Annotated in this window: 24 protein-coding genes; 8 read left to right on the top strand and 16 right to left on the bottom strand. The window is 66.3% G+C overall.

Going from position 1 to position 23,991, the window contains the following annotated elements; all coding sequences use genetic code 11:
- The first annotated feature begins 59 nt into the window (after positions 1 to 59).
- Both IB275_RS07830 and IB275_RS07825 read left to right on the top strand, forming a co-directional pair.
- On the top strand, positions 60 to 461 hold the full coding sequence (locus tag IB275_RS07830) for a YbaY family lipoprotein (protein ID WP_192289418.1): 402 nt from the start codon (positions 60 to 62) through the stop codon (positions 459 to 461).
- A 108-nt stretch (positions 462 to 569) separates the two neighbouring features.
- Positions 570 to 1,247 (top strand): DUF4197 domain-containing protein, encoded by a 678-nt coding sequence (locus tag IB275_RS07825; RefSeq protein ID WP_081517852.1) that lies wholly within the window; start codon positions 570 to 572, stop codon positions 1,245 to 1,247.
- A gap of 76 nt (positions 1,248 to 1,323) precedes the next feature.
- Here IB275_RS07825 and IB275_RS07820 read toward each other — a convergent pair whose 3' ends face one another.
- Complete coding sequence (locus IB275_RS07820) at positions 1,324 to 4,392, bottom strand: efflux RND transporter permease subunit (RefSeq protein ID WP_192289420.1); 3,069 nt, start codon at positions 4,390 to 4,392, stop codon at positions 1,324 to 1,326.
- 6 nt (positions 4,393 to 4,398) lie between these two features.
- Positions 4,399 to 5,502, bottom strand: a complete 1,104-nt coding sequence (locus IB275_RS07815; RefSeq protein WP_192289422.1) for an efflux RND transporter periplasmic adaptor subunit — start codon at positions 5,500 to 5,502, stop codon at positions 4,399 to 4,401.
- A 97-nt stretch (positions 5,503 to 5,599) separates the two neighbouring features.
- Between IB275_RS07815 and IB275_RS07810 the strand changes: the two genes are divergently transcribed.
- Positions 5,600 to 6,232 carry a TetR/AcrR family transcriptional regulator gene (locus IB275_RS07810; protein WP_138212639.1) on the top strand — a complete coding sequence of 211 codons (633 nt, stop codon included), beginning with the start codon at positions 5,600 to 5,602 and terminating at the stop codon, positions 6,230 to 6,232.
- Between the two features lie 39 nt (positions 6,233 to 6,271).
- Here IB275_RS07810 and IB275_RS07805 read toward each other — a convergent pair whose 3' ends face one another.
- The 8 genes from IB275_RS07805 to ppc all read right to left on the bottom strand — a co-directional run bounded on the left by IB275_RS07805 (position 6,272) and on the right by ppc (position 14,289).
- A complete protein-coding gene (locus IB275_RS07805) occupies positions 6,272 to 7,054 on the bottom strand; it encodes a class I SAM-dependent methyltransferase (protein WP_192289424.1) in 783 nt (260 codons plus the stop codon).
- A gap of 54 nt (positions 7,055 to 7,108) precedes the next feature.
- Positions 7,109 to 7,801, bottom strand: a complete 693-nt coding sequence (locus tag IB275_RS07800; RefSeq protein ID WP_192289426.1) for an extensin-like domain-containing protein — start codon at positions 7,799 to 7,801, stop codon at positions 7,109 to 7,111.
- Between the two features lie 3 nt (positions 7,802 to 7,804).
- Positions 7,805 to 8,632 (bottom strand): isocitrate lyase/PEP mutase family protein, encoded by an 828-nt coding sequence (locus IB275_RS07795; RefSeq protein ID WP_192289428.1) that lies wholly within the window; start codon positions 8,630 to 8,632, stop codon positions 7,805 to 7,807.
- A 74-nt stretch (positions 8,633 to 8,706) separates the two neighbouring features.
- Entirely contained in the window at positions 8,707 to 9,567 is an 861-nt protein-coding gene (locus IB275_RS07790; RefSeq protein WP_192290627.1) for a DUF72 domain-containing protein, read from the bottom strand.
- Complete coding sequence (locus tag IB275_RS07785) at positions 9,564 to 9,911, bottom strand: hypothetical protein (RefSeq protein WP_192289430.1); 348 nt, start codon at positions 9,909 to 9,911, stop codon at positions 9,564 to 9,566. The genes IB275_RS07790 and IB275_RS07785 overlap by 4 nt, the downstream gene beginning before the upstream one ends.
- A 67-nt stretch (positions 9,912 to 9,978) precedes the next feature.
- On the bottom strand, positions 9,979 to 10,653 hold the full coding sequence (gene tsaB, locus IB275_RS07780) for a tRNA (adenosine(37)-N6)-threonylcarbamoyltransferase complex dimerization subunit type 1 TsaB (RefSeq protein WP_192289432.1): 675 nt from the start codon (positions 10,651 to 10,653) through the stop codon (positions 9,979 to 9,981).
- Positions 10,654 to 10,756: 103 nt separating this feature from the next.
- Positions 10,757 to 11,404 carry an adenylate kinase gene (gene adk / locus IB275_RS07775; RefSeq protein ID WP_081517842.1) on the bottom strand — a complete coding sequence of 216 codons (648 nt, stop codon included), beginning with the start codon at positions 11,402 to 11,404 and terminating at the stop codon, positions 10,757 to 10,759.
- 248 nt (positions 11,405 to 11,652) lie between these two features.
- The gene (gene ppc / locus IB275_RS07770; protein ID WP_192289434.1) at positions 11,653 to 14,289 is read right to left on the bottom strand and encodes a phosphoenolpyruvate carboxylase; all 2,637 of its coding nucleotides are present in this window, start codon (positions 14,287 to 14,289) and stop codon (positions 11,653 to 11,655) included.
- Positions 14,290 to 14,494: 205 nt separating this feature from the next.
- Here ppc and IB275_RS07765 point away from each other — a divergent pair, with 205 nt between their 5' ends.
- Entirely contained in the window at positions 14,495 to 14,830 is a 336-nt protein-coding gene (locus IB275_RS07765; RefSeq protein WP_192289436.1) for a pilin assembly protein, read from the top strand.
- Between the two features lie 322 nt (positions 14,831 to 15,152).
- On the opposite strand, the gene cadR is transcribed toward IB275_RS07765, so the two are convergent.
- Positions 15,153 to 15,620 carry a Cd(II)/Pb(II)-responsive transcriptional regulator gene (gene cadR / locus IB275_RS07760; RefSeq protein WP_088417911.1) on the bottom strand — a complete coding sequence of 156 codons (468 nt, stop codon included), beginning with the start codon at positions 15,618 to 15,620 and terminating at the stop codon, positions 15,153 to 15,155.
- Positions 15,621 to 15,707: 87 nt separating this feature from the next.
- Here cadR and IB275_RS07755 point away from each other — a divergent pair, with 87 nt between their 5' ends.
- From IB275_RS07755 to IB275_RS07740, 4 genes are all read left to right on the top strand, one after another.
- Positions 15,708 to 18,050, top strand: coding sequence for a heavy metal translocating P-type ATPase (locus IB275_RS07755; RefSeq protein WP_225607759.1), 2,343 nt, complete (start codon positions 15,708 to 15,710; stop codon positions 18,048 to 18,050).
- A gap of 189 nt (positions 18,051 to 18,239) precedes the next feature.
- The gene (locus tag IB275_RS07750; RefSeq protein ID WP_192289438.1) at positions 18,240 to 18,659 is read left to right on the top strand and encodes a DUF4398 domain-containing protein; all 420 of its coding nucleotides are present in this window, start codon (positions 18,240 to 18,242) and stop codon (positions 18,657 to 18,659) included.
- A 37-nt stretch (positions 18,660 to 18,696) separates the two neighbouring features.
- On the top strand, positions 18,697 to 19,488 hold the full coding sequence (gene lptF / locus IB275_RS07745; protein ID WP_192289440.1) for a lipotoxin F family OmpA-related lipoprotein LptF: 792 nt from the start codon (positions 18,697 to 18,699) through the stop codon (positions 19,486 to 19,488).
- A gap of 166 nt (positions 19,489 to 19,654) precedes the next feature.
- Positions 19,655 to 20,104 (top strand): DUF7832 domain-containing protein, encoded by a 450-nt coding sequence (locus tag IB275_RS07740; RefSeq protein WP_192289442.1) that lies wholly within the window; start codon positions 19,655 to 19,657, stop codon positions 20,102 to 20,104.
- An 18-nt stretch (positions 20,105 to 20,122) separates the two neighbouring features.
- On the opposite strand, the gene IB275_RS07735 is transcribed toward IB275_RS07740, so the two are convergent.
- From IB275_RS07735 to IB275_RS07715, 5 genes are all read right to left on the bottom strand, one after another.
- Positions 20,123 to 20,632, bottom strand: coding sequence for an O-acetyl-ADP-ribose deacetylase (locus IB275_RS07735; protein ID WP_192289444.1), 510 nt, complete (start codon positions 20,630 to 20,632; stop codon positions 20,123 to 20,125).
- 38 nt (positions 20,633 to 20,670) lie between these two features.
- Positions 20,671 to 20,997 (bottom strand): PA3694 family proteiin, encoded by a 327-nt coding sequence (locus IB275_RS07730; RefSeq protein WP_081517833.1) that lies wholly within the window; start codon positions 20,995 to 20,997, stop codon positions 20,671 to 20,673.
- Complete coding sequence (locus IB275_RS07725; RefSeq protein ID WP_192289446.1) at positions 20,994 to 21,932, bottom strand: alpha/beta hydrolase; 939 nt, start codon at positions 21,930 to 21,932, stop codon at positions 20,994 to 20,996. The genes IB275_RS07730 and IB275_RS07725 overlap by 4 nt, the downstream gene beginning before the upstream one ends.
- Before the next feature lie 162 nt (positions 21,933 to 22,094).
- Positions 22,095 to 23,399: a flavohemoglobin expression-modulating QEGLA motif protein gene (locus IB275_RS07720; RefSeq protein WP_192289448.1), complete on the bottom strand. Its 1,305-nt coding sequence runs from the start codon at positions 23,397 to 23,399 to the stop codon at positions 22,095 to 22,097.
- Positions 23,396 to 23,959, bottom strand: a complete 564-nt coding sequence (locus IB275_RS07715; protein ID WP_081517830.1) for a hypothetical protein — start codon at positions 23,957 to 23,959, stop codon at positions 23,396 to 23,398. Before IB275_RS07715 ends, IB275_RS07720 begins: the two co-directional genes overlap by 4 nt.
- Between the last annotated feature and the right edge of the window lie 32 nt (positions 23,960 to 23,991).

Below are 23,991 nucleotides of genomic sequence, written 5' to 3'. Positions count from 1 at the left end.
GCGAAGCAACTATCGCCGTGCACAATGGTCTGACGCCCCTTGGTTCAAAGGAGAGCTCCATGAAGAAAACCCTTCCCCTGCTGCTGATGACCGGCCTGCTCGCCGCCTGCAGTGCCACTTCCTCCGGCGACAAGGCTTCGCTGGATGGTGAAGTCTTCTACCTGCAGCGCATCGCCCTGCCGCCGACCGCCCAGGTCACCGTCAGCCTGCAGGACGTATCGCTGGCCGATGCCCCGGCCGTCGATCTGGCCCAGCAGCAACTGGAGCCTGGCCGCCAGGTGCCGCTGGCGTTCCATCTGGATTACGACCGCAACCAGGTCAAACCGGGACACACTTACGCCGTCAACGCGCGCATCGAGGACGGCGGCCGCCTGCTGTTCATCACCACCGAGCGCCACAGCGTCAAACTCGACGGCAGCGACTCGCAACCGCTTCGCGTCCGCGTCGACCCCGTGCGCTGATTCACCGCGCCGCCGGGTTTTCCCCGGCGGCCATCCTCCGTTAATCTCCCCCCTCCATTCTCCACCTCGGCGGTACGCAAGCCGCCGGGTTTCGCCAAGGAAGTACCGATGCTGCGATTCCCCGTTCTGCTGGCCGGCGCCCTGCTGTCCGTCAATGCCTTCGCCCTGTCCCTCTCCGACCTCAGCCAGAGCGACGCCACCGGCGGCCTGAAGGATGCGCTGACGCAGGGTGCACAGGTGGCCGTGAAGCAGCTCAGCCAGCCCGGCGGCTTCAGCAATGACCCGGCCGTGCGCATCGAACTGCCCGGCAAGCTGGGCAAGGCCGCCAAGACCATGAAGCAGTTCGGCATGGGCGCCCAGGTCGACCAGCTCGAGGCAAGCATGAACAAGGCAGCCGAGGCCGCCATGCCGCAAGCGCAGGCGCTGCTGGTCGATGCGGTGAAGAAGATGAGCGTGACCGACGCCAAGGGCATCCTCCAGGGCGGCGACCACTCCGCCACCGACTACCTGAACCGCAGCAGCCGCGATCAACTGCGCGCCAAGTTCCTGCCGATCATCAAACAAGCCACTGACCAGGTTGGCGTGGCCAAGCAGTACAACGCCTTCGCGAGCCAGGCCGCCGCCTTCGGCGTGGTCGATGCGAAGAACGCGAACATCGAGAACTACGTGACCGAGGAAGCGCTGGACGGTCTGTTCAAGCTCATCGCCGAACAGGAAAAGACCATCCGCCAGAACCCGACTGCAGCGGCCACCGGTCTGGCGAAGAAGGTATTCGGGGTGCTCTGAGTCTCGCCAGAAAACAAAAGAAAAGCCCGGCAACCGCCGGGCTTTTTCATGCCTGCCCCCACTGGGAAAGCCGGGGCTAGACTTCCTTTTTCACCCTGAACCACGCCGCATAGAGCGCCGGCAGGAACAGCAGGGTCAGCGCCGTGGCGACGATCAGGCCGCCCATGATCGCCACGGCCATCGGCCCGAAGAACACGCTGCGCGACAGCGGGATCATCGCCAGTACGGCGGCCAGGGCGGTCAGCACGATGGGGCGGAAGCGCCGCACCGTGGCCTCGATGATGGCGTGCCAGGTGTCCAGGCCGTGGGCGCGGTCCTGTTCGATCTGGTCCACGAGGATCACCGAGTTGCGCATGATCATCCCCGCCAGGGCGATGGTGCCGAGCATGGCGACGAAGCCGAAGGGCTTCTGGAACACCAGCAGGAACAGGGTCACGCCGATCAGCCCCAGGGGCGCGGTGAGGAACACCATGATCATCCGCGAGAAGCTGCGCAGCTGGATCATCAGCAGGCTGAGCACCACCACGATGAACAGCGGCACACCGGCGTTCACCGAGTTCTGCCCCTTGGCGGAATCCTCCACGGTGCCGCCGACGTCCAGCAGGTAGCCGTCGGGCAGCTCGGCGCGGATCGGGTCCAGCGTCGGCGAGATCTGCTTCACCAGGGTCGCTGGCAGCGAGTCATCGTAGATGTCGGCGCGAATGGTCACCGTGGGCAGGCGGTTGCGCCGCCAGATGATGCCTTCCTCGAAGCCGTACTCCAGCGTCGCCACCTGCGACAGCGCCACGCTGCGCCCGCTGCTGGTCTGCATCGACAGGCTGGGCAGTTGCGAGAGGTCATGCCGACCACGCTCGTCGCCACGCAGCAGGATCTCGATCAGCTCGTTGTCCTCGCGGTAGTAGCTGACGGTGGAGCCGGTCAGCGAGCTCTGCAGGAACTGCGAGATGTCCGAAGTACTCACGCCGAGGGCGCGGGCGCGTTCCTGGTCGATGTCGAGGAAGATCGCCTTGCTCGGCTCTTCCCAGTCCAGGTGCACGTTCACCACGTGGGGGTTCTCGCGCATCTTGTCGGCGACCTTGCGCGCCAGTTCGCGGACCTCCGGGATGTGCTCGCCGGAGACGCGGAACTGCACCGGGTAGCCCACCGGCGGGCCGTTCTCCAGGCGGCTGATACGGGTACGCAGGGTCGGGAAGTCTTCGTTCATGTGCTTGATCAGCCACTGGCGAATCTCTTCACGGGACTCCAGGCTCTTGGCCAGGACCACGAACTGCGCAAAGCTCGCCGCCGGCAGTTGCTGGTCCAGCGGCAGGTAGAAGCGCGGCGAACCGGTGCCGATATAGGCTACGTAGTTGTCGATGCCCGGATGCTCGGCGAGCATTTTTTCCAGGCGGTTGACCTGCTCGGTGGTGGCGGTCAGCGAGTCACCCTCGGCCAGCTTCAGGTCCACCAGCAGCTCCAGGCGCGCCGAGGGCGGGAAGAATTGCTGCGGCACCAGGCGGAACAGCATGATCGAGCCGATGAAGGCCGCCACGGTGAGCAGGATCACCGTCTTGCGGTAGCGCACACACCACTCCACCACGCGACGGAAGCGCTGGTAGAAAGGCGTCGAATACGGGTCGTGTCCCTTGTCGCTGCCGCCGTGCTTTTCCGCGTGGCGCTTGGCGAGGTCGGGCAACAGCTTCTCGCCCAGGTAGGGCACGAAGACCACGGCGGCGATCCAGGAGACCAGCAACGCGATGGTCACCACCTGGAACAGCGAGCGGGTGTACTCGCCGGTGCCCGACTGCGCGGTAGCGATGGGCAGGAAGCCGGCGGCGGTGACCAGGGTGCCGGTGAGCATCGGGAAGGCCGTGCTGGTCCAGGCGTAGCTCGCCGCCTTGAGCCGGTCGTAGCCCTGTTCCATCTTCACCGCCATCATCTCCACGGCAATGATCGCGTCGTCCACCAGCAGGCCCAGCGCCAGCACCAACGCGCCGAGGGATATCTTGTGCAGGCCGATGCCGAAGTAGTACATGCAGGCGAAGGTCATCGCCAGTACCAGCGGGATCGACAACGCCACCACCAGGCCGGTGCGCAGGCCGAGGGAGAAGAAGCTCACCAGCAGCACGATGATCAGCGCCTCGGCCAGCACGCGGACGAACTCGCCCACGCCTTCGCGCACCGCTGCCGGCTGGTCGGACACCTTGCGCAGCTCCATGCCCGCCGGCAGCGTCTGCTGCAGGCGTTCGAACTCGGCGTCGAGCTTCTTGCCCAGCACCAGGATGTCGCCGCCGTCCTTCATGGCCACGGCGATGCCGATGGCGTCCTCGCCCATGAAGCGCATGCGCGGAGCGGGCGGGTCGTTGAAGCCGCGATGGACCTCGGCGACGTCGCCGATGCGGAAGGTGCGATCGCCGACACGGATCGGGAAGGAGCGGATGTCCTCCACCGAATCGAAACGTCCGGAGACGCGCAGTTGCACGCGGTCGGTCGCGGTCTCGAAGAAGCCGGTGGCGGTCACCGCGTTCTGTTCTTCCAGCGCCTTCTGCACGGCCGCCAGCGGCAGACCGAGGGTGGCGAGCTTGGTGTTGGACAGGTCGATCCAGATCTTCTCGTCCTGCAGCCCGACCAGCTCGACCTTGCCGACGTCCTTGATGCGCTGCAGTTGCAGCTGCAGGCGGTCGGCGTAGTCCTTGAGCACCGCGTAGTCGAAGCCCTTGCCCGACAGCGCGTAGATATTGCCGAAGGTGGTGCCGAACTCGTCATTGAAGAACGGCCCCTGGATGCCCTGCGGCAGGGTGTAGCGGATGTCGTTGACCTTCTTGCGGATCTGGTACCAGAGCTCGGGAATGTCGCGGGAGTGAAAGTCCTCTCGAGCGACAAAGGTCACCTGGGATTCACCGGGGCGGGAGAAGGAGATGATGCGGTCGAAATCACCGGTCTCCATCAGTTTCTTCTCGATGCGCTCGGTGACCTGGCGCGAAACTTCCTCGGCGGTCGCGCCCGGCCAGTTGGTCTTCACCACCATGGCCTTGAAGGTGAACGGCGGGTCCTCGCTCTGCCCCAGCTTGGAGTAGGACAGCGTCCCGACGATGCCCAGCAGGAGCATGAGGTACAGGACGATGGAGCGGTTCTGCAGCGCCCAGGCGGAAAGGTTGAATTGCATCGGGCGTTACTCCTTCGCCACCAGCTTGACCGACCGGTTCTCCCGGTCGACAGGCCGTACCTCCTGACCTTCACGCAGCACCTGCACGCCCGCTGCCACCACCCAGTCGCCATCCTTCAGGCCTTCGAGCACCGGCACGCGGTCCTCGGCGTATGGTCCGATGCGCACCAGGCGGCGATGCAGGGTGGAGGTTTTCGGATCGACTACCCAGACGAACGGCTGGCCAGCTTCGGACGTCAGCGCGGCGAGCGGCACGGCGAGCGGCACGGTGCCCTCGGCATGGATGTAGACGCGGGCGCTCTGGCCCAGCTCGGCCGGCACCTTGGCATCGTCGAACGCCACCCGCGCGGCAAAGGTGCGTGACTGGGGGTCGGCAGCCGGCGATAGCTCGCGGATCTTGCCGCTGAAGCGCTTGTCGCGCTGCGACCAGAGTTCGACGCTCACCGCCTCGCCGACGCGGAAGCGTTCGAAGGCGTGTTCGGGGAAGCTGATCAGCACTTCGCGGTCACCATCGGCGGCCAGGGTGAAGACTGTCTGCCCAGCGGCAACCACCTGCCCCACTTCCACCCGTCGAGTGGCGATCACGCCGTCCTGGGGCGAACGCAGCACCGCGTAGCCGGCCTGGTTGCTGGCCACGTCGTACTCCGCGCGGATCTGCTTCACCCGCGCCTCGCCGGCGCGGTAGGTGTTCTCGATGTTGTCGAACTGCGACTGGCTGACCAGCTGGCGCTCCAGCAGGGTCTTGTAGCGGGCGTATTCGGAGCGCACCGTCTGCAGGTTGGCCTCGGCGGCGGCTACCTGGGCCCGCGTGGCCTCGAGCTGCAGGCGAACGTCTTCAGGATCGAGTTCCGCCAGCGGCTGGTCCTTCTTCACCCGCTCGCCGGTTTCCACCAGACGCTTGCTGACTTTTCCGCCGATACGAAAGGCCAGCTCCGGCTCATGGCGCGCATGCACTTCACCGGGATACGCCTCGGTGATATCCCGCGCCGGCAGCGGCTGCACCACGATGGCAGGGCGCACCGCGGGCTTCGGCGGTTCGCCGTTACCGCAGGCGGAAAGGGAAAGGATGAAGGCAGCAGGCAGCGCGACAGACAGAGCATGGCGGAACATGATGTGTGACCTTTCGCAAAACGCGGTTGGAATTCTTATACTCGCCGGTATAGTAAAAATACAGAACCCATCAGTCCAGTATTAGAAATGTAAAGACATGTCACCAACGAACTCATCGAACGGACCGGGTCGCCCCAAGGATCCAGCCAAGCGCAAGGCCATTCTCGAAGCCGCCAAGGAGCTGTTCGTGCGCTACGGCTACGACGGCAGCAGCATGGAGGCCATCGCCGCCGAGGCCGGGGTGTCCAAGCTCACCGTGTACAGCCACTTCACGGACAAGGAGACATTGTTCGTCGAGGCAGTGCAGGCCAAGTGCGCCGAACGCATGCCCGAGCTGTTCGCCGAGCCGCCGGCCGACGCGCCGCTGGAAAGCCTGCTGCTGAACCTGGGCCGCGGCTTCAACCAGTTGATCAACAGCCCCGAGGCGATTGCCCTGAGCCGGCTGATGGTGGCCCAGGGCGCGGGCAACCCGCATCTCTCGCAGCTGTTCTTCGAGGCCGGCCCGCAGCGCGTGCTGGACCAGATGGAGCGCCTGCTGGAGCAGGCCCGCCAGCAGGGCAAGATGAAGATGGACTGTCCGCGTCGGGCCGCCGAGCACTTTCTGATGCTGGTGCAGGGCTGCGTGCATTTCCGCCTGATGATTGGCTGCGAGAATCCACCGACCCCGGAAGAGTCCGAGGCCCATGTGCAGGAAGTGGTGGCGTTGTTCCTCAGGGCCTTTGCACCCTGATGCACCCGTGACCGCGAGTCACACCGACAGGCGCGGCTCTCAGCCCTTCAGGCTTTTCAGCGGATAGATGTCATAGCGGCTGGACTTGCCTTCCAGGCTGTAGCCGGGTTTCTGACCCTCAATGATCGGCGCCTTGCGCGGGCGCTTGACCACCACGCGGTGGCTGGCCAGCTTGAGTGCGGCTTCCAGCAGCGCCGGAGCGTCGAGGTCATCGCCCACCAGCGGGCGGAACAGACGCATTTCCTTCTTCACCAGCGCACTCTTGTCGCGGTGCGGGAACATCGGGTCGAGGTAGATCACCTGCGGCGCCTCCCCTTCCCACGCGGCCATGCGCTCGATGGAGTTGCCCTGCAGCAGGCGCATGCGCGCGACGATCGCGCCCACCTCGAAATCCCCCGCTGCACGGGCCAGGCCGTCTTCCAGCAGCGCGGCGATGATCGGCTGGCGCTCGGTCAGATCCATCTCGCACCCCAGCGTCGCCAGCACGAAGGCGTCCTTGCCCAGCCCGGCGGTGGCGTCCAGCACACGGGGACGAACGCCCTGCTGGATGCCGACGGCCTTGGCGATCATTTGCCCGGCGCCGCCGCCGAACTGCCGGCGATGCGCAGCAGACCCTTCGAGGAAATCCACCCGCACCGGGCCGGGCGAATCCGGCCCCAGCTGCAGCAGCTGCAAGCCGTCATCCCCCAGCTGCAGGGCGAAATCGGCATCGCCCTCCCCCATCGGCAGACCGAGTCGCTGCGCCCACTGCTCGGCGGCGGCCTGCCAGGCAGGCGCCAGCGCCTGGACGACGATGCGCGGCGGAGTGAGGACTTCGGTCATGGCGGGCGATCCTGGGAAAAGCCGCCATTCTACCGCAGCACGCAGCGGGCGGGCTCAACGGCAGATCTGCCAGCCGCCCAGGTCGAGGTGGAAGTGATCGTGGTGCGCCCGGTTGTAGTCCGGCCCGAGCACGCCGTCGAAGTTGCCGCATGCGCGGTCGCGCACGGAGCGCAGGAAGCGCGCGGCGTCGCCATCCCCGCTCCAGTCCTTCGCTACCACGATGCGCCGGCCATCGGCCAGGCGGAAGGCGGCAATGTCCAGCGCATTGGCAGTGGCGTGCTGGCTGCGCCGGGCATCAGCGCGGCCATAGATGTTGCGGCAGGCGAAGCTGCCCAGGTGCTCCACTGCTACCACCGGCTGGCCGTAGACTTCCCGCGCGGCCGCTTGCAGTGAGTGACGCTCGAACAGCGAAAAACTCACCGCAAGCGGGCAACTGGCGAGGAAGCTGCTGCTCAGCTTCACCCCGGCAGCCTGCACGCGCCAGACGTTGTGCAACGGACAGCCGGCCACGGGTTCGCTGTCGGCCATGGCCTGCGCCTTGAGGTCGGAGCTTTGCAGTGCCAACTGGCAAAGGTCGGCATCATCACGCAGGCGCCAGAGCTTGTAGCGGGTCAGCAGGTTCGGCTGATCGCGCACGTTCAGCGGCGCCCAGGGATTCCAGCGGATGGGCAACTCGATCCAGCGTTGCTGCAGCGCCAACGCCAGGCCGGTGCATACGACAACGAATCCGAGCAACCACCAACGCAAGGCTCAGCCCCGGAACATCCCGTTGATCCGGTCGAACGGCATGGCGCTGTGCATGGGCCTCAGGTCACCCTCGGCCAGCGCTTGCGAAGCACTGAAGAACGCCCCGTAAGCCGCGCGCGCCAGGCAGGAGCCGACGCTGACGCGCTTCACGCCCAGTTCGGCGAGCTCATCCAGATTCAACTGCAGCGCCGGCGAGCCCACCAGCACGTTGACCGGGCGCGGCGCCACGGCGCTGACCACGGCGGCGATTTCCTCGCGGGTTTTCAGGCCCGGCGCGTAGAGCACGTCAGCACCGGCTTCGGCAAAGGCCACCAGGCGGCGGATGGTGTCGTCCAAGTCGACGCGGCCGTGCAGGAAGTTCTCCGCCCGCGCCGCCAGTGTGAAGGTGAACGGCAACGTGCGGGCGGCCTGCACGGCGGCAGCGACGCGCTCTACTGCCAGCTCCAGCGGGTAGATCGGCGCATCCGGGCGGCCGGTGGCGTCTTCGATGGAACCGCCAACCAGCCCGCAAGCAGCGGCCAGACGGATCGTTTCAGCGCAGTCTTCCGCTGCATCGCCGTAGCCGTTCTCCAGATCGGCGGCCACCGGCAGAGGCGTCGCCTCGACTATCGCGCGGGCATTGGCCAGCGCTTCGTCACGGCTCACCGTACCTTCGGCGTCGCGCCGTCCAAGGGCGAAGGCCAAGCCCGCGCTGGTGGTCGCCAGGGCTTCGAAACCCAGGTGGGCGAGCATCTTCGCCGAGCCGGCATCCCAGGGATTGGGCAGGACGAACAGGCCGTCGCGCAGGTGCAGCGCGCGGAAGGCGTCACCACGTTGCTGTTGGTTGGTCATGGCGGTCTCCTTGCCGAACGGGGAAGGAGCAGGTTAGTCCCCTCGCCTGCAGCGCGCCATGCACAGTTGGCGGCTCAGAGCAGGCCGAGCTGTTCCACTTCCGGCTTGGGCTCGAAAAGCGGTGGCAGCCCCGGCAGGCGCTCTCGCAGCAACGCGTGGAAGCGCTGCGCCTGTTCGGCGGCGCGGTGGTTGTCCGGGGTGTGGAGGAAGACATAGGGCGTCAGGCCCTGTTCGATCCACTCGGCGACCTTGCCGATCCAGGGCGTGAGATGGACGAGATTGGCGTCCAGGTCCGGCCCGCCGATGAAGCGCACCTGAGGGCTGTCGCTGAAGGCTGCCGGGCGCACTGGCACCTTGGGCTTCTTCGACTGGGCATGGAGCACGGCTGGATCATCGGACTGCACGGCAAACAACGCCCGCGAGTCCAGGCAGATGCGCTCGACCCCACGGTCCAGCAGCAGTCGGTTCAGCGCCCGCTCCTCGTCACCCTTGGCGAAGAACGCCGGGTGGCGCACTTCCACGGCGATGCGCCGCTCGGAGAACTCATCCAGCCAGGCCGCCAGCTCGCCCAGGCGATCCGGGCCGAAACTCGCGGAAACCTGCAGCCACAGCGGCGCCACCCGCTGGCCCAGCGGCGCCAGCAGCGCGAGGAAGTCCCGGGTATTTTCCAGCTGGCCGCGCAGGTCGCCCTCGTGGCTGATGTCGCGCGGCAGCTTGGCACAGAAGCGGAAGGTCTCCGGCATGGTCTGCGCCCAGCGCACGAGGGTGTCGGTGTTGGGGCGGGCGTAGAAAGTGGTATTGCCTTCCACGGCATTGAATACCTGGGAGTAGAAGGACAGTGTTTCAGCGGGGCGCAGGTCGGCGGGATAGAAAGTGCCGCGCCAGGCGGGCTCGTTCCACGAAGGGCAGCCCAGGAAATACGGCAGTTGCATCAGGCGTAGAGGTCGAGACCGACGACTTCCTGGCCTTCGTACTGACTGACCATGCTGGCGGTGCTGGTGTAGCTGGCGAGCGCCTGGGCGGCGCGGGAGGTCAGCGGGCGCTGGTACTCGAGGTTGTCACGCAGGGTCGCCGGCAGGTTGTAGCTGCTGGCGTTGGACGACTCCACGCGGCGGGTCTGCGACTGCGAGTCGAGCCCCTGGCTGGCCGAGGTCGGCGCGGGCTGCTCGCGGCGAGTCTCGACGTCACGCTGCACTTCCCGGAACGGCGTAACAGCAGTGCCCGTGCGGGAACTGCGCTCCGTGGTCTGGGATGTGGAGGTAAAGCCGTCGATACGCATGGCGAAAACTCGGTGGGAATGCCCATCACTCTAGCGACCGCGCGCGACTGCGGTCAATTGGCACAGGTCAGGCTTTCTTGGGCGTCGCCACGTTGTCGCGCAGGTAGATCGGCTGGGCCTGCTCTGCGTCAACCGCATCGCCCCGCACCCAGGCGAATTCGGCCAGGGTCAGCAGGTCTTCGGAGTGCGGCAGCAGGCTGGCATCACAGGCGGCAACCTTCACCGCCAGGCGCTCCTCGAAGCCCCAGCCAGTGCCGGAACCGAACCAGTCGCCCTGGGCACCGCTCGGCAGCTCGACACGCTCGGGCGGCAGGACGGCTTCGGCGCCAGCCAGGCGCATCTCGCCCTGCTCCAGCCGGTAGCAACCCCAGTACACCTCGTCCATGCGCGCATCGATGGCCGCAGCCACCTGACGGGCACCGTGTTCGCGGTAAGCGCGCTGGGCCAGCACCGCCAGGTCGGAAATCGGCAGCACCGGCTTCTGCAGCGCAAAAGCCAGGCCTTGCACCACGCCGATGGCGATCCGCACGCCAGTGAAGGCGCCGGGGCCGCGGCCGAAGGCGATGGCGTCGACGGCGGACAGCGCGATGCCGGCCTCGCCGAGGATGTCCTGCACCATGGGCAGCAGGCGCTGGGCGTGCAGGCGCGGGATCACCTCATGGCGTACGAACCGGCGGCCGTCATGCAGCAGAGCGACGGAACAGGCTTCGGTCGAGGTATCCAGGGCCAGCAGCGTGGGCATGGTGTTTTCCATAGGACGTTGAGAACAGGGCGATAAAAAACGGGCGGGCATTATAAACGCCAAAGGCCCGCGTGTGCGGGCCTTTGGCTGATACGGCGATGGATCAGTTCAGAGCGCCTAGCACCTTGGAGGTGATCTGCTCGACCGAACCGACACCCTCGACGCGGGTGTACTTCGGAGTGCCCTGGGCGTCGGCCAGCTTCTGGTAGAAGTCGACCAGCGGCTTGGTCTGCGAGTGGTAGACCGACAGGCGGTGACGCACGGTGGCTTCCTTGTCGTCTTCGCGCTGGATCAGCTCTTCGCCGGTCTCATCGTCCTTGCCAGCCACTTTCGGCGGGTTGTGCTCGACGTGGTAGACGCGACCCGAGGCCGGGTGAACGCGGCGACCGGCGATACGGCCGACGATTTCCTCGTCGTCCACGGCGATCTCGACCACGTGGTCGATGGAAACGCCCGCTTCCTTCATGGCCTCGGCCTGAGGAATGGTGCGCGGGAAGCCGTCGAACAGGAAACCCTTGGCGCAGTCGGGCTGGGCGATGCGCTCTTTGACCAGGTTGATGATCAGGTCATCGGAAACCAGGCCGCCGGCGTCCATTACGCTCTTGGCCTGCAGGCCGAGCTCGGTGCCAGCCTTGACCGCTGCACGCAGCATGTCGCCGGTGGAAATCTGCGGAATGCCAAACTTCTCAGTGATGAAGCGAGCCTGGGTACCTTTGCCGGCACCGGGCGCCCCGAGCAGAATCACACGCATCGATATGCTCCTTAATACTTGTTAAGCGAAATCACGGATCCGCCTCGTGGGGCCAATCTCATCATGCTTGGAATGGCGCAGAGGTGCGCCGAAAGGTTGCTCACGATACACAGCGGTCCCACACCACACAAGCCGGCCATGGGGACTGCGCACGCCGATCCCGGGCCAGTTTTGCACCCGGGATCAGCCATCAAATTAATCTCAATTGGCAGCGCGGCAATCCACCTTTGGTGGGGGGTTGCCGACCCTCAGCCGGTATTTCGCAGCCCCGCCGCAATACCGGCCACTGTCACCAGCATGGCTTGCTCCAGACCGCCGCAGGCATCGCCCGTGCAGCGCCGCGAGCGCGCCAGAAGCTCGGCCTGGAGCAGGTGCAGCGGGTCCAGGTAGGTGTTGCGCACACCGATGGATTCGCGTGTCTCGGCGGCGTGGGCGAGCAGCTGCGATTGCCCTGTAAGCCCCAGCACCACTCGCACCGACTGCGACAATAGGTCGCGTAAATGCGCACCTAATGGTCGCAGTTCCGATTGCACCAGTCGCTCGTCGTAGAGTTGGGCGATTTCCCGGTCGGCCTTGGCCAGCACCATCTCCAGCATGTCGATCCGCGTGGTGAAGAACGGCCACTCCTTGCGCATGCGCCCCAGCAGTGCACCTTCGCCGCGTTCGATAGCCTTGAACAGGGCATCCTCCCAGCCCAGCCAGGCCGGCAGCATCAGGCGCGTCTGGGTCCAGGCGAAGATCCAGGGGATCGCCCGCAGGCTTTCCACCCCGCCCTCGCGGCGCTTGGCCGGGCGGCTGCCCAGCGGCAGGCGGCCCAGCTCCTGCTCCGGCGTGGCTTCGCGGAAGTAATCGACGAACTGCGGGTTCTCCCGCACCACCGCACGGTAGGCGAGCACGCCATCGGCGGCCAGGCGGTCCATCTCCTCGCGCCAGGCCGGCTCGGGCACCGGCGGCGGCTGCAGGGTGGCCTCCAGCACGGCGGCCAGGTAGAGGTTGAGGTTCTGCTCGGCGATGTCCGGCAGGCCGAACTTGAAGCGGATCATCTCGCCCTGCTCGGTGGTGCGGAAACGCCCGGCCACCGAGCCCGGCGGCTGCGAGAGGATCGCCGCGTGGGCCGGGCCGCCGCCACGCCCGACGGTGCCGCCACGGCCGTGGAACAGCAGCAGCTCGACGCCATGGTTGCGACAGATGTCCACCAGCGCCTCCTGCGCGCGGTACTGCGCCCAGGCCGCGGCCAGGGTGCCGGCGTCCTTGGCCGAGTCGGAGTAGCCGATCATCACTTCCTGCGGCCCGGCCAGGCGGGTGCGGTAGCTGTCCAGGCTGAGCAGGCGGTCGATGCAGGGGCCGGCGTTGTCCAGGTCATCCAGGGTCTCGAACAGCGGCACCACGCGCATCGGCCGCTCCAGCCCGCATTCCTTGAGCAGCAGCTGGACGGCGAGCACGTCGGACGGCTGCCCGGCCATGGAGATGACGTAGGAACCCAGCGAAGCGGCCGGCGCCTGCGCCACCACACGGCAGGTGGCGAGGACTTCGGCGGTCTCGGCCGAGGCCTGGTAGCTGACCGGCAACAGCGGGCGGCGGCTGGCGAGTTCTTCCAGGAGGAATTCCTGACGCACGCTTTCGTCCCACTCGGTGTAATTGCCCAGGCCCAGGTGCTCGGTGATCTCGGCCATGGCGTTAGCGTGGCGCGTGGAGTCCTGGCGCACGTCCAGCCGTGCCAGGAACAGCCCGAAAGTGGCGGCGCGGCGCAGGGTATCGAGCAGGTCGCCATCGGCGATCACGCCCATGCCGCAGGCCTGCAGCGAGCGATAGCAGAGCTGCAGTGGTTCCAGCAGTTCGCAGTTGTCCTGCAGCACCTCGGCGCCCGGTTCCTCGCTGTTGTGGATGGCGCGCTCGGCCCAGGCGCGGGTGGCCCGCAGGCGTTCGCGCAGTTGCTTGAGCAGCGCGCGATAAGGCTCGGCGAGGTCGCCGACCTCGCCGCGCAGCTCATCGCTGGCCTGCTGCATGGAGAGCTCGGCGGCCAGGCTGTCCACGTCGCGCAGATAGAGGTCAGCCGCCATCCAGCGCGCCAGCAGCAGCACCTCACGGGTGATGGCGGCGGTGACGTTGGGGTTGCCGTCGCGGTCGCCGCCCATCCAGGAGGCGAAGCGGATCGGCGCGGCGCTCAGCGGCAGGCGCTCCCCCAGGGTTTCCTGCAGGGTTCGGTCCACATGGCGGAGGAAGGCCGGCAAGGCGTGCCAGAGGGAATGTTCGATCACCGCGAACCCCCATTTCGCCTCGTCCACCGGGGTCGGACGGGTACGGCGGATCTCGTCGGTGTGCCAGGCTTCAGCGATCAGGCGCTGGAGTTTTTCCTGCACCGCCTGGCGCTCTTCGGGCAGCAGGTCGGAATGGTCGCCGGCGGCCAGTTGCCCGGCAATGGCGTCGTACTTCTGGATCAGCGTGCGGCGCGCCACTTCGGTGGGGTGCGCGGTGAGCACCAGCTCGATCTCCAGGTCCGCCACCTGACGCGCCAGGCCCTCGGCGCCCAGGCCGGACTTGCGCAGGCGGCCCAGCAGTTCGGCGAGCACACGATTCTCGAAGGGCTCCGGCTCCTTGGGCGTGCGCCGGCGGATACGGTGGTACTGCTCGGCGATGTTGGCCAGGTTGAGGAACTGGTTGAAGGCGCGCGCCACCGGCAGCAGTTCATCTTCGCCCAGGCCGTCGAGGGTCGCGGTGAGCTGCTTGGCGCCTTCGGCGGAGCCGCGCCGGGCGGCCTTGGCGCCAGTGCGGATCAGCTCGATCTTGTCGAGGAAGCCTTGCCCGTACTGGGCTCGGATGGTCTGCCCGAGCAGCTCGCCGAGCAGGTGAACGTCCTCGCGCAAACGCGCGTCGATATCCGGCATCACGGTCTCCTTGGTGTGAGAGTCCTTGATTGAAAGGGCGTCGCTTGATTTCACAGTGCCGCCGACGCAGCCGGCAGGCAAGCGTTCGACGAACGCCCGCAATCCTGCTCGGACAACGTCTAGGCTGAAAGTTATCCCCATCGATGGGAAAACCTGCGGCGACCTCACGAGGGCCGACCGCCACGTAACGACCCTAGAGGTGAACATGAAAATCCGCGAGCTGGTACGCCATTGGGAAAAGAACGCCAGGGGGCGCATGACCAACCACCAGTACAGCATTCCGCTGGACGTCGAGACGGCCGCGCGTCTGGCCGCGCTGCATGACATGTACCCCAAGCGCAGTGTCGAGGAACTGCTGGGGGAACTGGTCAACGCGGCGCTGGAAGAGCTGGAAGCGAGCTTCCCCTATGTGCAGGGGACCAAGGTGGTGGCGCAGGACGAACAGGGCGACCCGATCTACGAGGACATCGGCCCTACGCCGCGTTTCCTCGCGCTGTCACGCAAGTACCTGCATGAGCTGACGGAGGCCGAGCACTCCTGAATGCAAACACCCCGGCAGATGCCGGGGCGTTTGGTTTTTCGTAGGGCGCATAACCTGGAACAGGTTATCCGCCGGCTACTCAATCGGCGGATAACGCTGGCGCGTTATGCGCCCTACGACTGGTAGTTCCGTGTTTGTGCTTTCCCCCTCACCCCAGCCCTCTCCCTCAGGGAGAGGGAGCAAATCGTGCCGGCTGACGCTGTGGTTTCATCCGGCACCGAACGGTCCCCTCTCCCCCTGGGAGAGGGTTAGGGTGAGGGCCGATCCGAGCACAGATCTATCCGGTAGGAACGGGCCCATAGCGCGCTCCCACCGGATGCGATCAATGCCGGCCGTGAACGCCGGGCACATGCAAATGCCCCGCCTCCGCGCAGGCCTCCGGAATCACCGACGGCTCCGCCGGCTGCTCCAGCTCGCGCAGGATGCCGCAATCCTCGCTGCTGCCCTCTCCCTGGCACTGCGCGCGCAGGTCGCGCAGTTGCTGGCTGAGCGACTGCAGCTCGGCGATGCGCACCTCGACGTGGTGCAGGTGCTCGTCGATCAGCCGGTTGGCGGTGCCGCAGTCGGATTCGGGGCGGTCGCGCAGGCCGAGGAGAATGCGGATCTCCTCCTGGGTCATGTCCAGCGAACGGCAATGGCGGATGAACGACAGCCGCTCGACGTGGCTGGCATCGTACTGCCGGTAGTTGCCTTCGCTGCGCGATGGCGCGGGCAGCAGGCCTTCGCGCTCGTAGTAGCGGATGGTCTCCACCGGGCAGCCGGTCAGTTTCGCCAGTTCACCGATCTTCATTTTCGACTCCTCGCCAAGGGACGCTTGACTCTGTAGTTGCTACAGGGTGTGCAATCGACAGCAACTCGTCAAACAGGAACGGACGACATGACTGTCAATCGCCAGGGGCCGACCATTCACGGCCCTGTACAGGACCGTGAACATGACGCCGCCGATTGCTGCGGCTGCGACAAAGGCGCGCTGCTGCGCGCCCCGGCTACCGAACCTGCCCCGCACAAGCATGACCACGATCACGATCACGATCACGATCACACCCATGATCATGGCGACGATCGCAGTGCGCGTGCCAAAAGTGCCGCCACGGCCGCGGCCGGTTCGGCCAGCGGCGAACTGCGCTGGACCAGCCTGCGCATCGAGGCCATGGACTGCCCCACCGAGGAACGCCTGCTGCGCGACGCGCTGGGCCGCGTGTCCGCCGTGGAGGACCTGGACTTCAACCTGATGCAGCGCCTGCTGCGCGTACAGCACCGCTTCGACAGCATCGAACCGCTGCAGAAGCTGGTGGCCTCCCTCGGCATGCAGGCCGAACCGGTGGATGAAAACGCTCCCGCGTCCGCGCCGCCTGCCAAGCAGAAACCCTGGTGGCCGCTGGCCGCGGGCGCCGTTGCGGCCGCCGCAGCGGAGTTCTTCGAGTGGTTCGCCATCGGCCCGCAATGGCTGGTGGCCGTGCTGGCCGTCGCTGCCATCCTCGGTGCAGGTCTGCCGACCTACCGCAAGGGCTGGATCGCCCTGAAGAACCGCAACCTCAACATCAACGCCCTGATGAGCATTGCCGTGACCGGCGCCATGCTGATCGGCCAGTGGCCGGAAGCGGCCATGGTGGCGGTGCTGTTCGCCATCGCCGAGCTAATCGAAGCCAAGTCGCTGGAGCGCGCGCGCAACGCCATTCGCGGCCTGCTGCAGCTGGCCCCGGAACAGGCCACCGTGCAGGTGGAGGGGCAGTGGCAGGAGGTTTCCGCCAAGTCCGTCGCCCTCGACGCACGGGTGCGCGTGCGCCCCGGCGAACGCATCGCACTGGACGGCGAAGTGCTCGACGGCCGCTCCAGCGTCAACCAGGCACCCATCACCGGCGAGAGCCTGCCGGTGGAAAAACAGGTCGGCGACACCCTGTTCGCCGGCACCATCAACGGCGAAAGCGCGCTGGAATACCGCGTCACCCGCGTGGCCGACGACAGCACCCTGGCGCGCATCATCCACGCCGTGGAAGAGGCCCAGGGCTCGCGCGCGCCGACCCAGCGCTTCGTCGACCAGTTCTCGCGCATCTACACACCGGTGGTGTTCCTTATCGCCATAACCACCGCGCTGCTGCCGCCGCTGTTCTTCGGCGGCGCCTGGCTGGACTGGGTGTACCGCGCGCTGGTGCTGCTGGTGATCGCCTGCCCTTGCGCGCTGGTGATTTCCACGCCGGTGACCATCGTCAGCGGCCTGTCGGCGGCGGCTCGCCTGGGCATCCTGATCAAGGGCGGGGTGTTCCTGGAAATGGGCCGTTCGCTGGAGTGGATCGCCCTGGACAAGACCGGCACCCTCACCGAAGGCCGCCCGCGCCAGACCGACTTCACCGCCCTGCGGGAATCCGCTGCCGGCGACGTGCGCGCCCTGGCTGCCAGCCTCGCCGCGCGCTCGGACCATCCGGTGTCCCACGCCGTAGCCCAGGCCGCCGAGGCCGACAACATAGCGCTGTACAGCGTCGGCGAGCTGACCGCCCTGCCCGGTCGCGGCGTGAAGGGGGAGATCGACGGCCGTACCTTTCACCTGGGCAACCACCGCCTGGTGGAGGAACTGGAGCTGTGCTCGAAGGAGCTGGAAGCCCGCCTCGACGCCCTCGAACAGCAGGGCAAGACGGTCATCGTGCTGCTCGATGCGCAAGGCCCGCTGGCGCTGTTCGCCGTGGCCGATGGCGTCAAGGAAACCAGCCGTGAAGCCGTCGCCCAGTTGCACGACCTGGGCGTGAAGACACTGATGCTGACCGGCGACAACCCGCACACCGCCAACGCCATCGGCGCCCAGGTCGGTATCGACGAGGCGCTGGGCAACCTGCTGCCCGAGGACAAGCTGCGCGAAGTGAAGCAGCGCCAGGAAGGCGGAAAACGCGTCGGCATGGTCGGCGACGGCATCAACGACGCCCCGGCCCTGGCCCGCGCCGACATCGGCTTCGCCATGGGCGCGGCCGGTACCGACACAGCCATCGAAACTGCCGGCGTCGCGCTGATGGACGACGACCTGCGCAAACTGCCGTCCTTCATTCGCCTGTCGCGCCAGACCCACCGGGTGCTGATCCAGAACATCACGCTGGCGCTGGGCATCAAGGCGGTATTCCTCGCCCTCACCCTGGCCGGCGAAGGCACCCTGTGGATGGCGGTGTTCGCCGACATGGGCGCCAGCCTGCTGGTGGTGTTCAACGGCCTGCGGTTGCTGCGCCATCGCGGCTGATCGACGCCGATTGCCGAAGAATGCCCGCCTGCACGGCGGGCATTTTTTTTGAACCCCCTGACAAAACACTTAGTCCCCTAAACAGATGCCCACTCTCTGCCACGCAGAACCGCGCCGGAGAGCGGCCCGCATCCGCCGGCAATCGAAACGCCGAGGGAACCCCCTACCAATCGTCAGAGGATTCACCCAATGGAACTGAAATCTCAGAGCGCTCGAACCGTCCCGTCCCTTTCCTCCTGTGCCTCGCTGCGCAGCTGGCGCCTGGGGCTGCTCGCCCTTGGCAGCGCCGTGCTGCTGGCCGGCTGCGCCGGCAACCCGCCGAGCGAGCAGATGGCCGTCACCGAGTCCGCGGTGAACGCTGCCGTCAGCTCCGGCGGTCCGGAATACGCGCCAGTCGAAACCAAGAACGCCCAGGACAAGCTCGCCCAGGCGCGCATCGCCCTGAACGACAAGGAATACGACCAGGCCCGCAACCTGGCCCAGCAGGCCGAGTGGGACGCCCGCGTGGCCGAGCGCAAGTCCCAGGCCGTGAAGGCCCAGAACGCGGTGAAGGACGCCCAGCAGGGCGTGATGGAGTTGCGTCAGGAAGGCCTGCAGCAGGCCCAGTGATCCCGCCCCTACGCCCGGTCATATAAGGAATTTCGACATGAACAAACTCATCGTACTGCCCGCCATCTCGACCCTCGCCCTGGCCCTGGCCGCCTGCTCCACGCCGCCCAACGCCAACCTGGAGAAAGCCCGTGGCGACTTCCAGGCCCTGCAGGCCGAGCCCCAGGCCACGCAGCAGGCCGCCTTGGAAACCAAGGACGCCGGCGACTGGCTGGGCAAGGCCGACCAGGCCTACCGCGACGGCGCCAACCAGAAGGAAGTGGACCAGTTGGCCTACCTGACTCAGCAACGCATCGAACTGGCCAACCAGACCGTGGCCCTGCGCGACGCCGAGGATCAGCTGAAGAACACCTCCGCCCAGCGCGCCCAGGCCCGTCTCGACGCCCGTACCGCACAGCTGAACAAGCTCAAGGGCGAGCTGAACGCCAAGCAGACTTCCCGCGGGACCATGGTGTCCTTCGGGGACGTGCTATTCGATCTCGACCGAGCCGAACTCAAGCCGGGCGCGATGACCAACGTGCAGAACCTGGCGGGTTACCTGCAGCAGAACCCCGAGCGCAAGGTGATCGTCGAGGGCTACACGGACAGCAGCGGCTCGTCCTCCTACAACCAGGGCCTGTCGGAGCGTCGCGCCGACGCCATCCGCCTGGCGCTGCTCAGCCAGGGCGTGACGCCGGACCGCGTCGTCGCCCGTGGCTATGGCAAGGAATACCCGGTATCGAGCAACGGCACTGCTGCCGGCCGCGCCATGAACCGCCGCGTCGAGGTGACCATTTCCAACGACGCCAATCCGGTGCAGCCGCGCTCCTCGGTGAGCGGGGCCTACTGATCCGGCCGAACGCCCGCTCCTACTCACACGGTAGGAGCGGATCGCCTTTTTGAAGAGCGTATTGAGCGCGATCGCGCCCATGGGGCCCGTCTACGATGAGCCCCATCGCCAACCACGTGCTTACCGATCTGGCAGAATCAGCGGCCCAACTGCAGTCGGAGCTCCCATGAAATACGATGACGCCTCCTGGCACTACGAAGGCGACTTCCCCGAAGACCTGCCGCCGTCCGCCGCCGCCACCCACATCGGTATGTTCCTGGCCTGGCTGATCCTCAATGAAATGGTCAGCGAGGAGTTGCTCGAGGATGCCGCCGAGGCAGTGGCGGCGCTGCAGAGCAAGGACATGACCGGGGCCCGGTTCCTGATCGAGGTGCTGGACGAGAAGCTGATCGGTGAAGACCTCGCTGCGCATGGCAACGCCTTCACCATTGCCTACTACCGGGGCCTGGATCATGACAGCCGCTATATCGATGACTACTTCGAGACGTTCGGCGTGGACGAAGAGGCTCTCTATTCGGTGACCGACAACTGGGACAACTACGCAAAGCTGAGCCCGGCCATCGACGCGCGTTATCAGCGCTGGATTGACGACGGACGCCCGGAATACATGGCCTGAGCCGGACCTGCCGTTGATCTAGGCCAGCAAGCGCCGATACAGCTCTGCCATCTCCGCCGAGAACGGCACCAGCACCAACTCCTTCAACGAACTCCCCTGCCGCCGTGGACGACGCAGCTCATCCACGGCGACCTGTGCTGCCTCTTCGGCGGGATAGCCGTAGATGCCGGTACTGATAGCGGGGAGCGCGACGCTGGCGAGGCCCTTGTCTTCGGCCAGCTGCAGGCTGTTGCGGTAGCACTGGGCGAGCAGCTCCGACTCGCCGTGCTCGCCGCCGCGCCAGACCGGCCCGACGGTGTGGATAACGAAGCGCGCCGGCAGGCGGAAGCCGGCGGTGATCTTCGCCTGGCCGGTCTTGCAGCCACCCAGCGGGCGGCAGGCGTGGACCAGGTCCGGGCCGGCGGCCCGGTGGATAGCGCCGTCGACGCCACCGCCGCCCAGCAGCGAACTGTTGGCGGCGTTGACGATGGCATCGACGTCGAGGCGGGTGATGTCGCCCTGCCAGACGCGGATCTCGGGATGGCTCACTGTGCTTGCTCCCTTGGCCTGCGACGGCGGGCTCGCCGTCACTTGACCTCTTGCGGGGTCTGCTCGCCCATGCAGCGCACGGCGCGCTTGCGGCCGTCGACCAGTACGCCGGTGAGGCCCTTCTGGCTCATGTCGAACATCACCAGCACGCCATCGATGCACTGCGCCTGCTGGTCGGCCGGGTCCAGGGAGAGCTTGGTGCTGTCCTGGCCGGGGATGCTTTTCAGCATGGTGAACTGGGTCAGCTCCAGCGCGTCCTCGGGCTTGGCGAAATGCAGGTAGCCGTAGTACCAGAGCGTGCCGACCGAGACGAAGATGGTGGCGATGACGGTGAGGATGTAGGAGATCGGGTTGCGCTCGTTCATGGGTTGCCTTGTTGTTTCGGGTCCGCCTGCGATTCCTGTGGCTTCGCCGGAGAGGGATAGTTCGGGACTTCAGCCAGGCGCCGCAAACCGGTGAAGTGCTGCGGGTCGTCGAGGAAGCGCAGCATCACTTCGCGCCACACGGGTTCGCCGAAGGTTTCCACATGGTTGCCGCGCGTCAGCTGGAAGACCTTCGGCGGCTGCTTGGCCTTGTAGAGGCTCAGGCCGTTGTCCAGGGGCACAATGGTATCGTCGATGCTGTGGAAGAGCAGTACGGGTGCGCCAGAAAGTCGCGGCATGGAGCGGATCGCGCTATCGCCGTCGGGCACCAGCCAGGACAACGGAACCTGCAACGGCCAGGTCAGCCAACTGATGGAGAGGGTGTACTGCGCCACATCGCGGTAGCTGGCGGGTACGCCGTCGAGCACCACCGCGTGCAGCTGCTTCTGCCGCTCCGGGTGCAGGCCCAGGTAGTGCACGGCCATGGCGCCACCCAGGCTCTGGCCGAGCAGGATCACCGGCTTGCCCTGCACTTCCGGCGCCTTGTCCAGCCAGGCGAAGGCGGCGTCGATATCCTGGTAGATCGCCGGCAGGCTCGGTTCGCCCTCGGAATGACCGTAGCCGCGGTAATCCACCATCAGCACCTGGTAGCCCTGCTCCGGCATCCAGTAGGCTCCGCCCAGGTGCCAGGCCATGTTGCCGCCGTTGCCGTGCAGGTGCAGCACGGTGCCCTTCACCGGTACGCCCGCCTTCGCCGGCAACCACCAGCCGGCGAGTTTCACGCCGTCGGCGGTGGTCAGGGTGACGTCACGGTAGTCGAGCTTGGCGCGGGCGGGGGTGATGGCGACATCGTCGCTGGGGTAGAACAGCAGCGAACTGCAGCCGCCGAGTGCGAGGAGCAGCGAGACAGCAACAGCGCGGAAACAGCGGTTCAGCATGGGTTCATCCATGGAATACGTCGCACCCTGATTGCAAGGAAGCACCTTACGTAGGATGGGTGGCGCTTGCGATACCCATCACCCGGCAGCGCCGAAATATCGATGGGTATCGCTTCGCTCCACGCCATCCTACGACCGAGGCCCGTTTTGAACGCATGGCGGTCAAAGGATATTGGCGTAATCCGCCTCGATGCGGTCGAGGCTGAGGTGGTTGAGGAAGTTGGAGAAGCACATCCACGCCGACAGTGCGTTGAGGTCGCGGAACTGCGGCGGCAGGTACTTGGGCGGCACCACCAGGCCCTCGTCCACCAGCTGGCGCAGGGTGCGCATGTCTTCCAGGGTGGCCTTGCCGCAGAACAGCAGCGGGATCTGCTCCAGCTTGCCCTTGCGCACGGCGAGCTGGATGTAGTTGTAGATCAGGATGAAGCCCTTGAGGTACGACAGGTCCTTGGTGAACGGCAGGCCGACCGGGGTCGAGCCACGGAACACGCGGCTGGCGTTCTGGTAGCTGCTCTCCACGCTGTAGTTCTGCTCGCGGTAGAAGTGGAACACCTCGAGGAAATCCGCCCCCTCCTCGGCCATGTGGATGGCGCGGGTGCGGTTGGTGAGCTTGCGCAGGCGCGTCGGGTAGGAGGCGAAGGCGATCACTTCCATCAGGATCGCCAGGCCTTCCTGGGTCACCGTGGAGGACGGCGGCCCCTTGGCGAGGAAGGTGCAGATCGGCTGGTTGAGGCCGTTGAGCGTGGTGCCGACGTGCACCAGGCCTTCATGGACTTCCAGCGCGCGCACGTCGCGCTCGTTGAACATGGCGTCGGCGCGCACCTTGATGTAGTCGGCGCCGGCCGCAGCGTCGGCGACGATGCCGTCGGACTCGAAGACGCGGATGGTGTCTTCCTTGCCGTCGAACACCTTGTTCAGGCGCTCCTGCAGCATCTTCACCGCGTCGCTGGCGGTGAGGGTCTTGGGTTCGTCCTTGAGGTCGCCGCGGTCGGCGATGTTGTTCAGGTAGTCCGAGAGCATCAGGCCGAGGTCTGCCAGGGTCGGGTCGCCGGCATGGAAGGCGTCGGAGGCCGAGCCGTAGAGCTCCTGGGAGATCAGTCCGAAGTCCTGGGTGCCGCGCGCTTCGAGCATGCGGATGACCATGCGGTATTCCTTGCACATGCGTCGCATGATCTGCCCGACCGGGTTGAACTGTCCCAGGTGGCGGGTGATGTCGCGCTCGATGTTCTGGAATTCCTGCTTCTTCGCGCTGCTGTCGAAGGACAGCGGGCGGCTGTCGTAGTAGGCGCGGTCGACCTTGGGCGCGTGCTTGCCGCGGCCCTTGAGGAAGTCGTCGCGGACGCCGTCGTCCCACTTGATGGCGTCGAGCACGCGGATCGGCGTCTGCGCCTCGACGATGCGGTCGGACAGGCCGCGGATGATCTGCTGGTACTCGTTGGGCGTGGACTTCTTGCGCCGTGGGGTCATTGCTTTTCTCCCGGGGTCACGCGCGAAAAGCGCAGCGCTTCGACGAACACGTCGGAGTTGGCCGGATCGTTGAGGTAAGCGATCACCTGGGGCAGCTGGCTGGTCACCAGCGCGCCGGCACCCTGTTCGGTGTCGACCTTCTCGCCCTTGAGCGCGCCTTCCTTCATGTCCTGCAGGATGTGCTCGACATCCAGGTTATAGATCACCAGTTCGTCCTTGTCGGTGATCTCGAAGCCGGCCAGGGCGAAGTTGCCGCCCATGCTCTTCGGCAAACCGGCCGACAGGTACCAGCGCTTGCCGTGGTGGGCGACGGTGAAGCCGAAGTCCTCGACGCTGTCAGTGTTGTCCTTGCTGTCGACGTAGCTCAGAGCGCGGTAGAGATTGGATCCGGAGCGGGTGACTTCGAGGAACTGCTCCTCGCCGTACTCGTCCACACGCGACCACTGGCCCAGCAGGTGAGCCGGCGCGGGCTCATTGGCCGGAATCGGGTCCTTGAACGTCACCAGACAGCCACTGAGCAGGCCGATGCTCAACAGCAGCAGTGCACGCCAGACTTTCATCACGCCCTCCTTAGGTCCGGATGCCTTTGCAT

It is taken from the genome of Pseudomonas sp. PDM21 (assembly GCF_014852505.2).
Classification (GTDB): Bacteria; Pseudomonadota; Gammaproteobacteria; order Pseudomonadales; family Pseudomonadaceae; genus Pseudomonas.
The sequence above is the reverse complement of the archived record's forward strand: the minus strand, read 5'-3'. Positions and strand labels throughout refer to the sequence as shown.

What these genes read in the sequence shown, in the direction of transcription:
- IB275_RS07815 (WP_192289422.1), bottom strand. Translation starts at nt 5,502, where the DNA reads ATGTTCCGCCATGCTCTGTCTGTCGCGCTGCCTGCTGCCTTCATCCTT.
- IB275_RS07720 (WP_192289448.1), bottom strand. Translation starts at nt 23,399, where the DNA reads ATGACCCCACGGCGCAAGAAGTCCACGCCCAACGAGTACCAGCAGATC.
- ppc (WP_192289434.1), bottom strand. Translation starts at nt 14,289, where the DNA reads ATGCCGGATATCGACGCGCGTTTGCGCGAGGACGTTCACCTGCTCGGC.
- lptF (WP_192289440.1), top strand. Translation starts at nt 18,697, where the DNA reads ATGAACAAACTCATCGTACTGCCCGCCATCTCGACCCTCGCCCTGGCC.
- IB275_RS07750 (WP_192289438.1), top strand. Translation starts at nt 18,240, where the DNA reads ATGGAACTGAAATCTCAGAGCGCTCGAACCGTCCCGTCCCTTTCCTCC.
- IB275_RS07765 (WP_192289436.1), top strand. Translation starts at nt 14,495, where the DNA reads ATGAAAATCCGCGAGCTGGTACGCCATTGGGAAAAGAACGCCAGGGGG.
- IB275_RS07820 (WP_192289420.1), bottom strand. Translation starts at nt 4,392, where the DNA reads ATGCAATTCAACCTTTCCGCCTGGGCGCTGCAGAACCGCTCCATCGTC.
- IB275_RS07795 (WP_192289428.1), bottom strand. Translation starts at nt 8,632, where the DNA reads ATGACCAACCAACAGCAACGTGGTGACGCCTTCCGCGCGCTGCACCTG.
- IB275_RS07830 (WP_192289418.1), top strand. Translation starts at nt 60, where the DNA reads ATGAAGAAAACCCTTCCCCTGCTGCTGATGACCGGCCTGCTCGCCGCC.
- adk (WP_081517842.1), bottom strand. Translation starts at nt 11,404, where the DNA reads ATGCGTGTGATTCTGCTCGGGGCGCCCGGTGCCGGCAAAGGTACCCAG.
- IB275_RS07825 (WP_081517852.1), top strand. Translation starts at nt 570, where the DNA reads ATGCTGCGATTCCCCGTTCTGCTGGCCGGCGCCCTGCTGTCCGTCAAT.
- IB275_RS07725 (WP_192289446.1), bottom strand. Translation starts at nt 21,932, where the DNA reads ATGCTGAACCGCTGTTTCCGCGCTGTTGCTGTCTCGCTGCTCCTCGCA.
- IB275_RS07715 (WP_081517830.1), bottom strand. Translation starts at nt 23,959, where the DNA reads ATGAAAGTCTGGCGTGCACTGCTGCTGTTGAGCATCGGCCTGCTCAGT.
- IB275_RS07805 (WP_192289424.1), bottom strand. Translation starts at nt 7,054, where the DNA reads ATGACCGAAGTCCTCACTCCGCCGCGCATCGTCGTCCAGGCGCTGGCG.
- IB275_RS07785 (WP_192289430.1), bottom strand. Translation starts at nt 9,911, where the DNA reads ATGCGTATCGACGGCTTTACCTCCACATCCCAGACCACGGAGCGCAGT.
- cadR (WP_088417911.1), bottom strand. Translation starts at nt 15,620, where the DNA reads ATGAAGATCGGTGAACTGGCGAAACTGACCGGCTGCCCGGTGGAGACC.
- IB275_RS07755 (WP_225607759.1), top strand. Translation starts at nt 15,708, where the DNA reads ATGACTGTCAATCGCCAGGGGCCGACCATTCACGGCCCTGTACAGGAC.
- tsaB (WP_192289432.1), bottom strand. Translation starts at nt 10,653, where the DNA reads ATGCCCACGCTGCTGGCCCTGGATACCTCGACCGAAGCCTGTTCCGTC.
- IB275_RS07740 (WP_192289442.1), top strand. Translation starts at nt 19,655, where the DNA reads ATGAAATACGATGACGCCTCCTGGCACTACGAAGGCGACTTCCCCGAA.
- IB275_RS07730 (WP_081517833.1), bottom strand. Translation starts at nt 20,997, where the DNA reads ATGAACGAGCGCAACCCGATCTCCTACATCCTCACCGTCATCGCCACC.
- IB275_RS07810 (WP_138212639.1), top strand. Translation starts at nt 5,600, where the DNA reads ATGTCACCAACGAACTCATCGAACGGACCGGGTCGCCCCAAGGATCCA.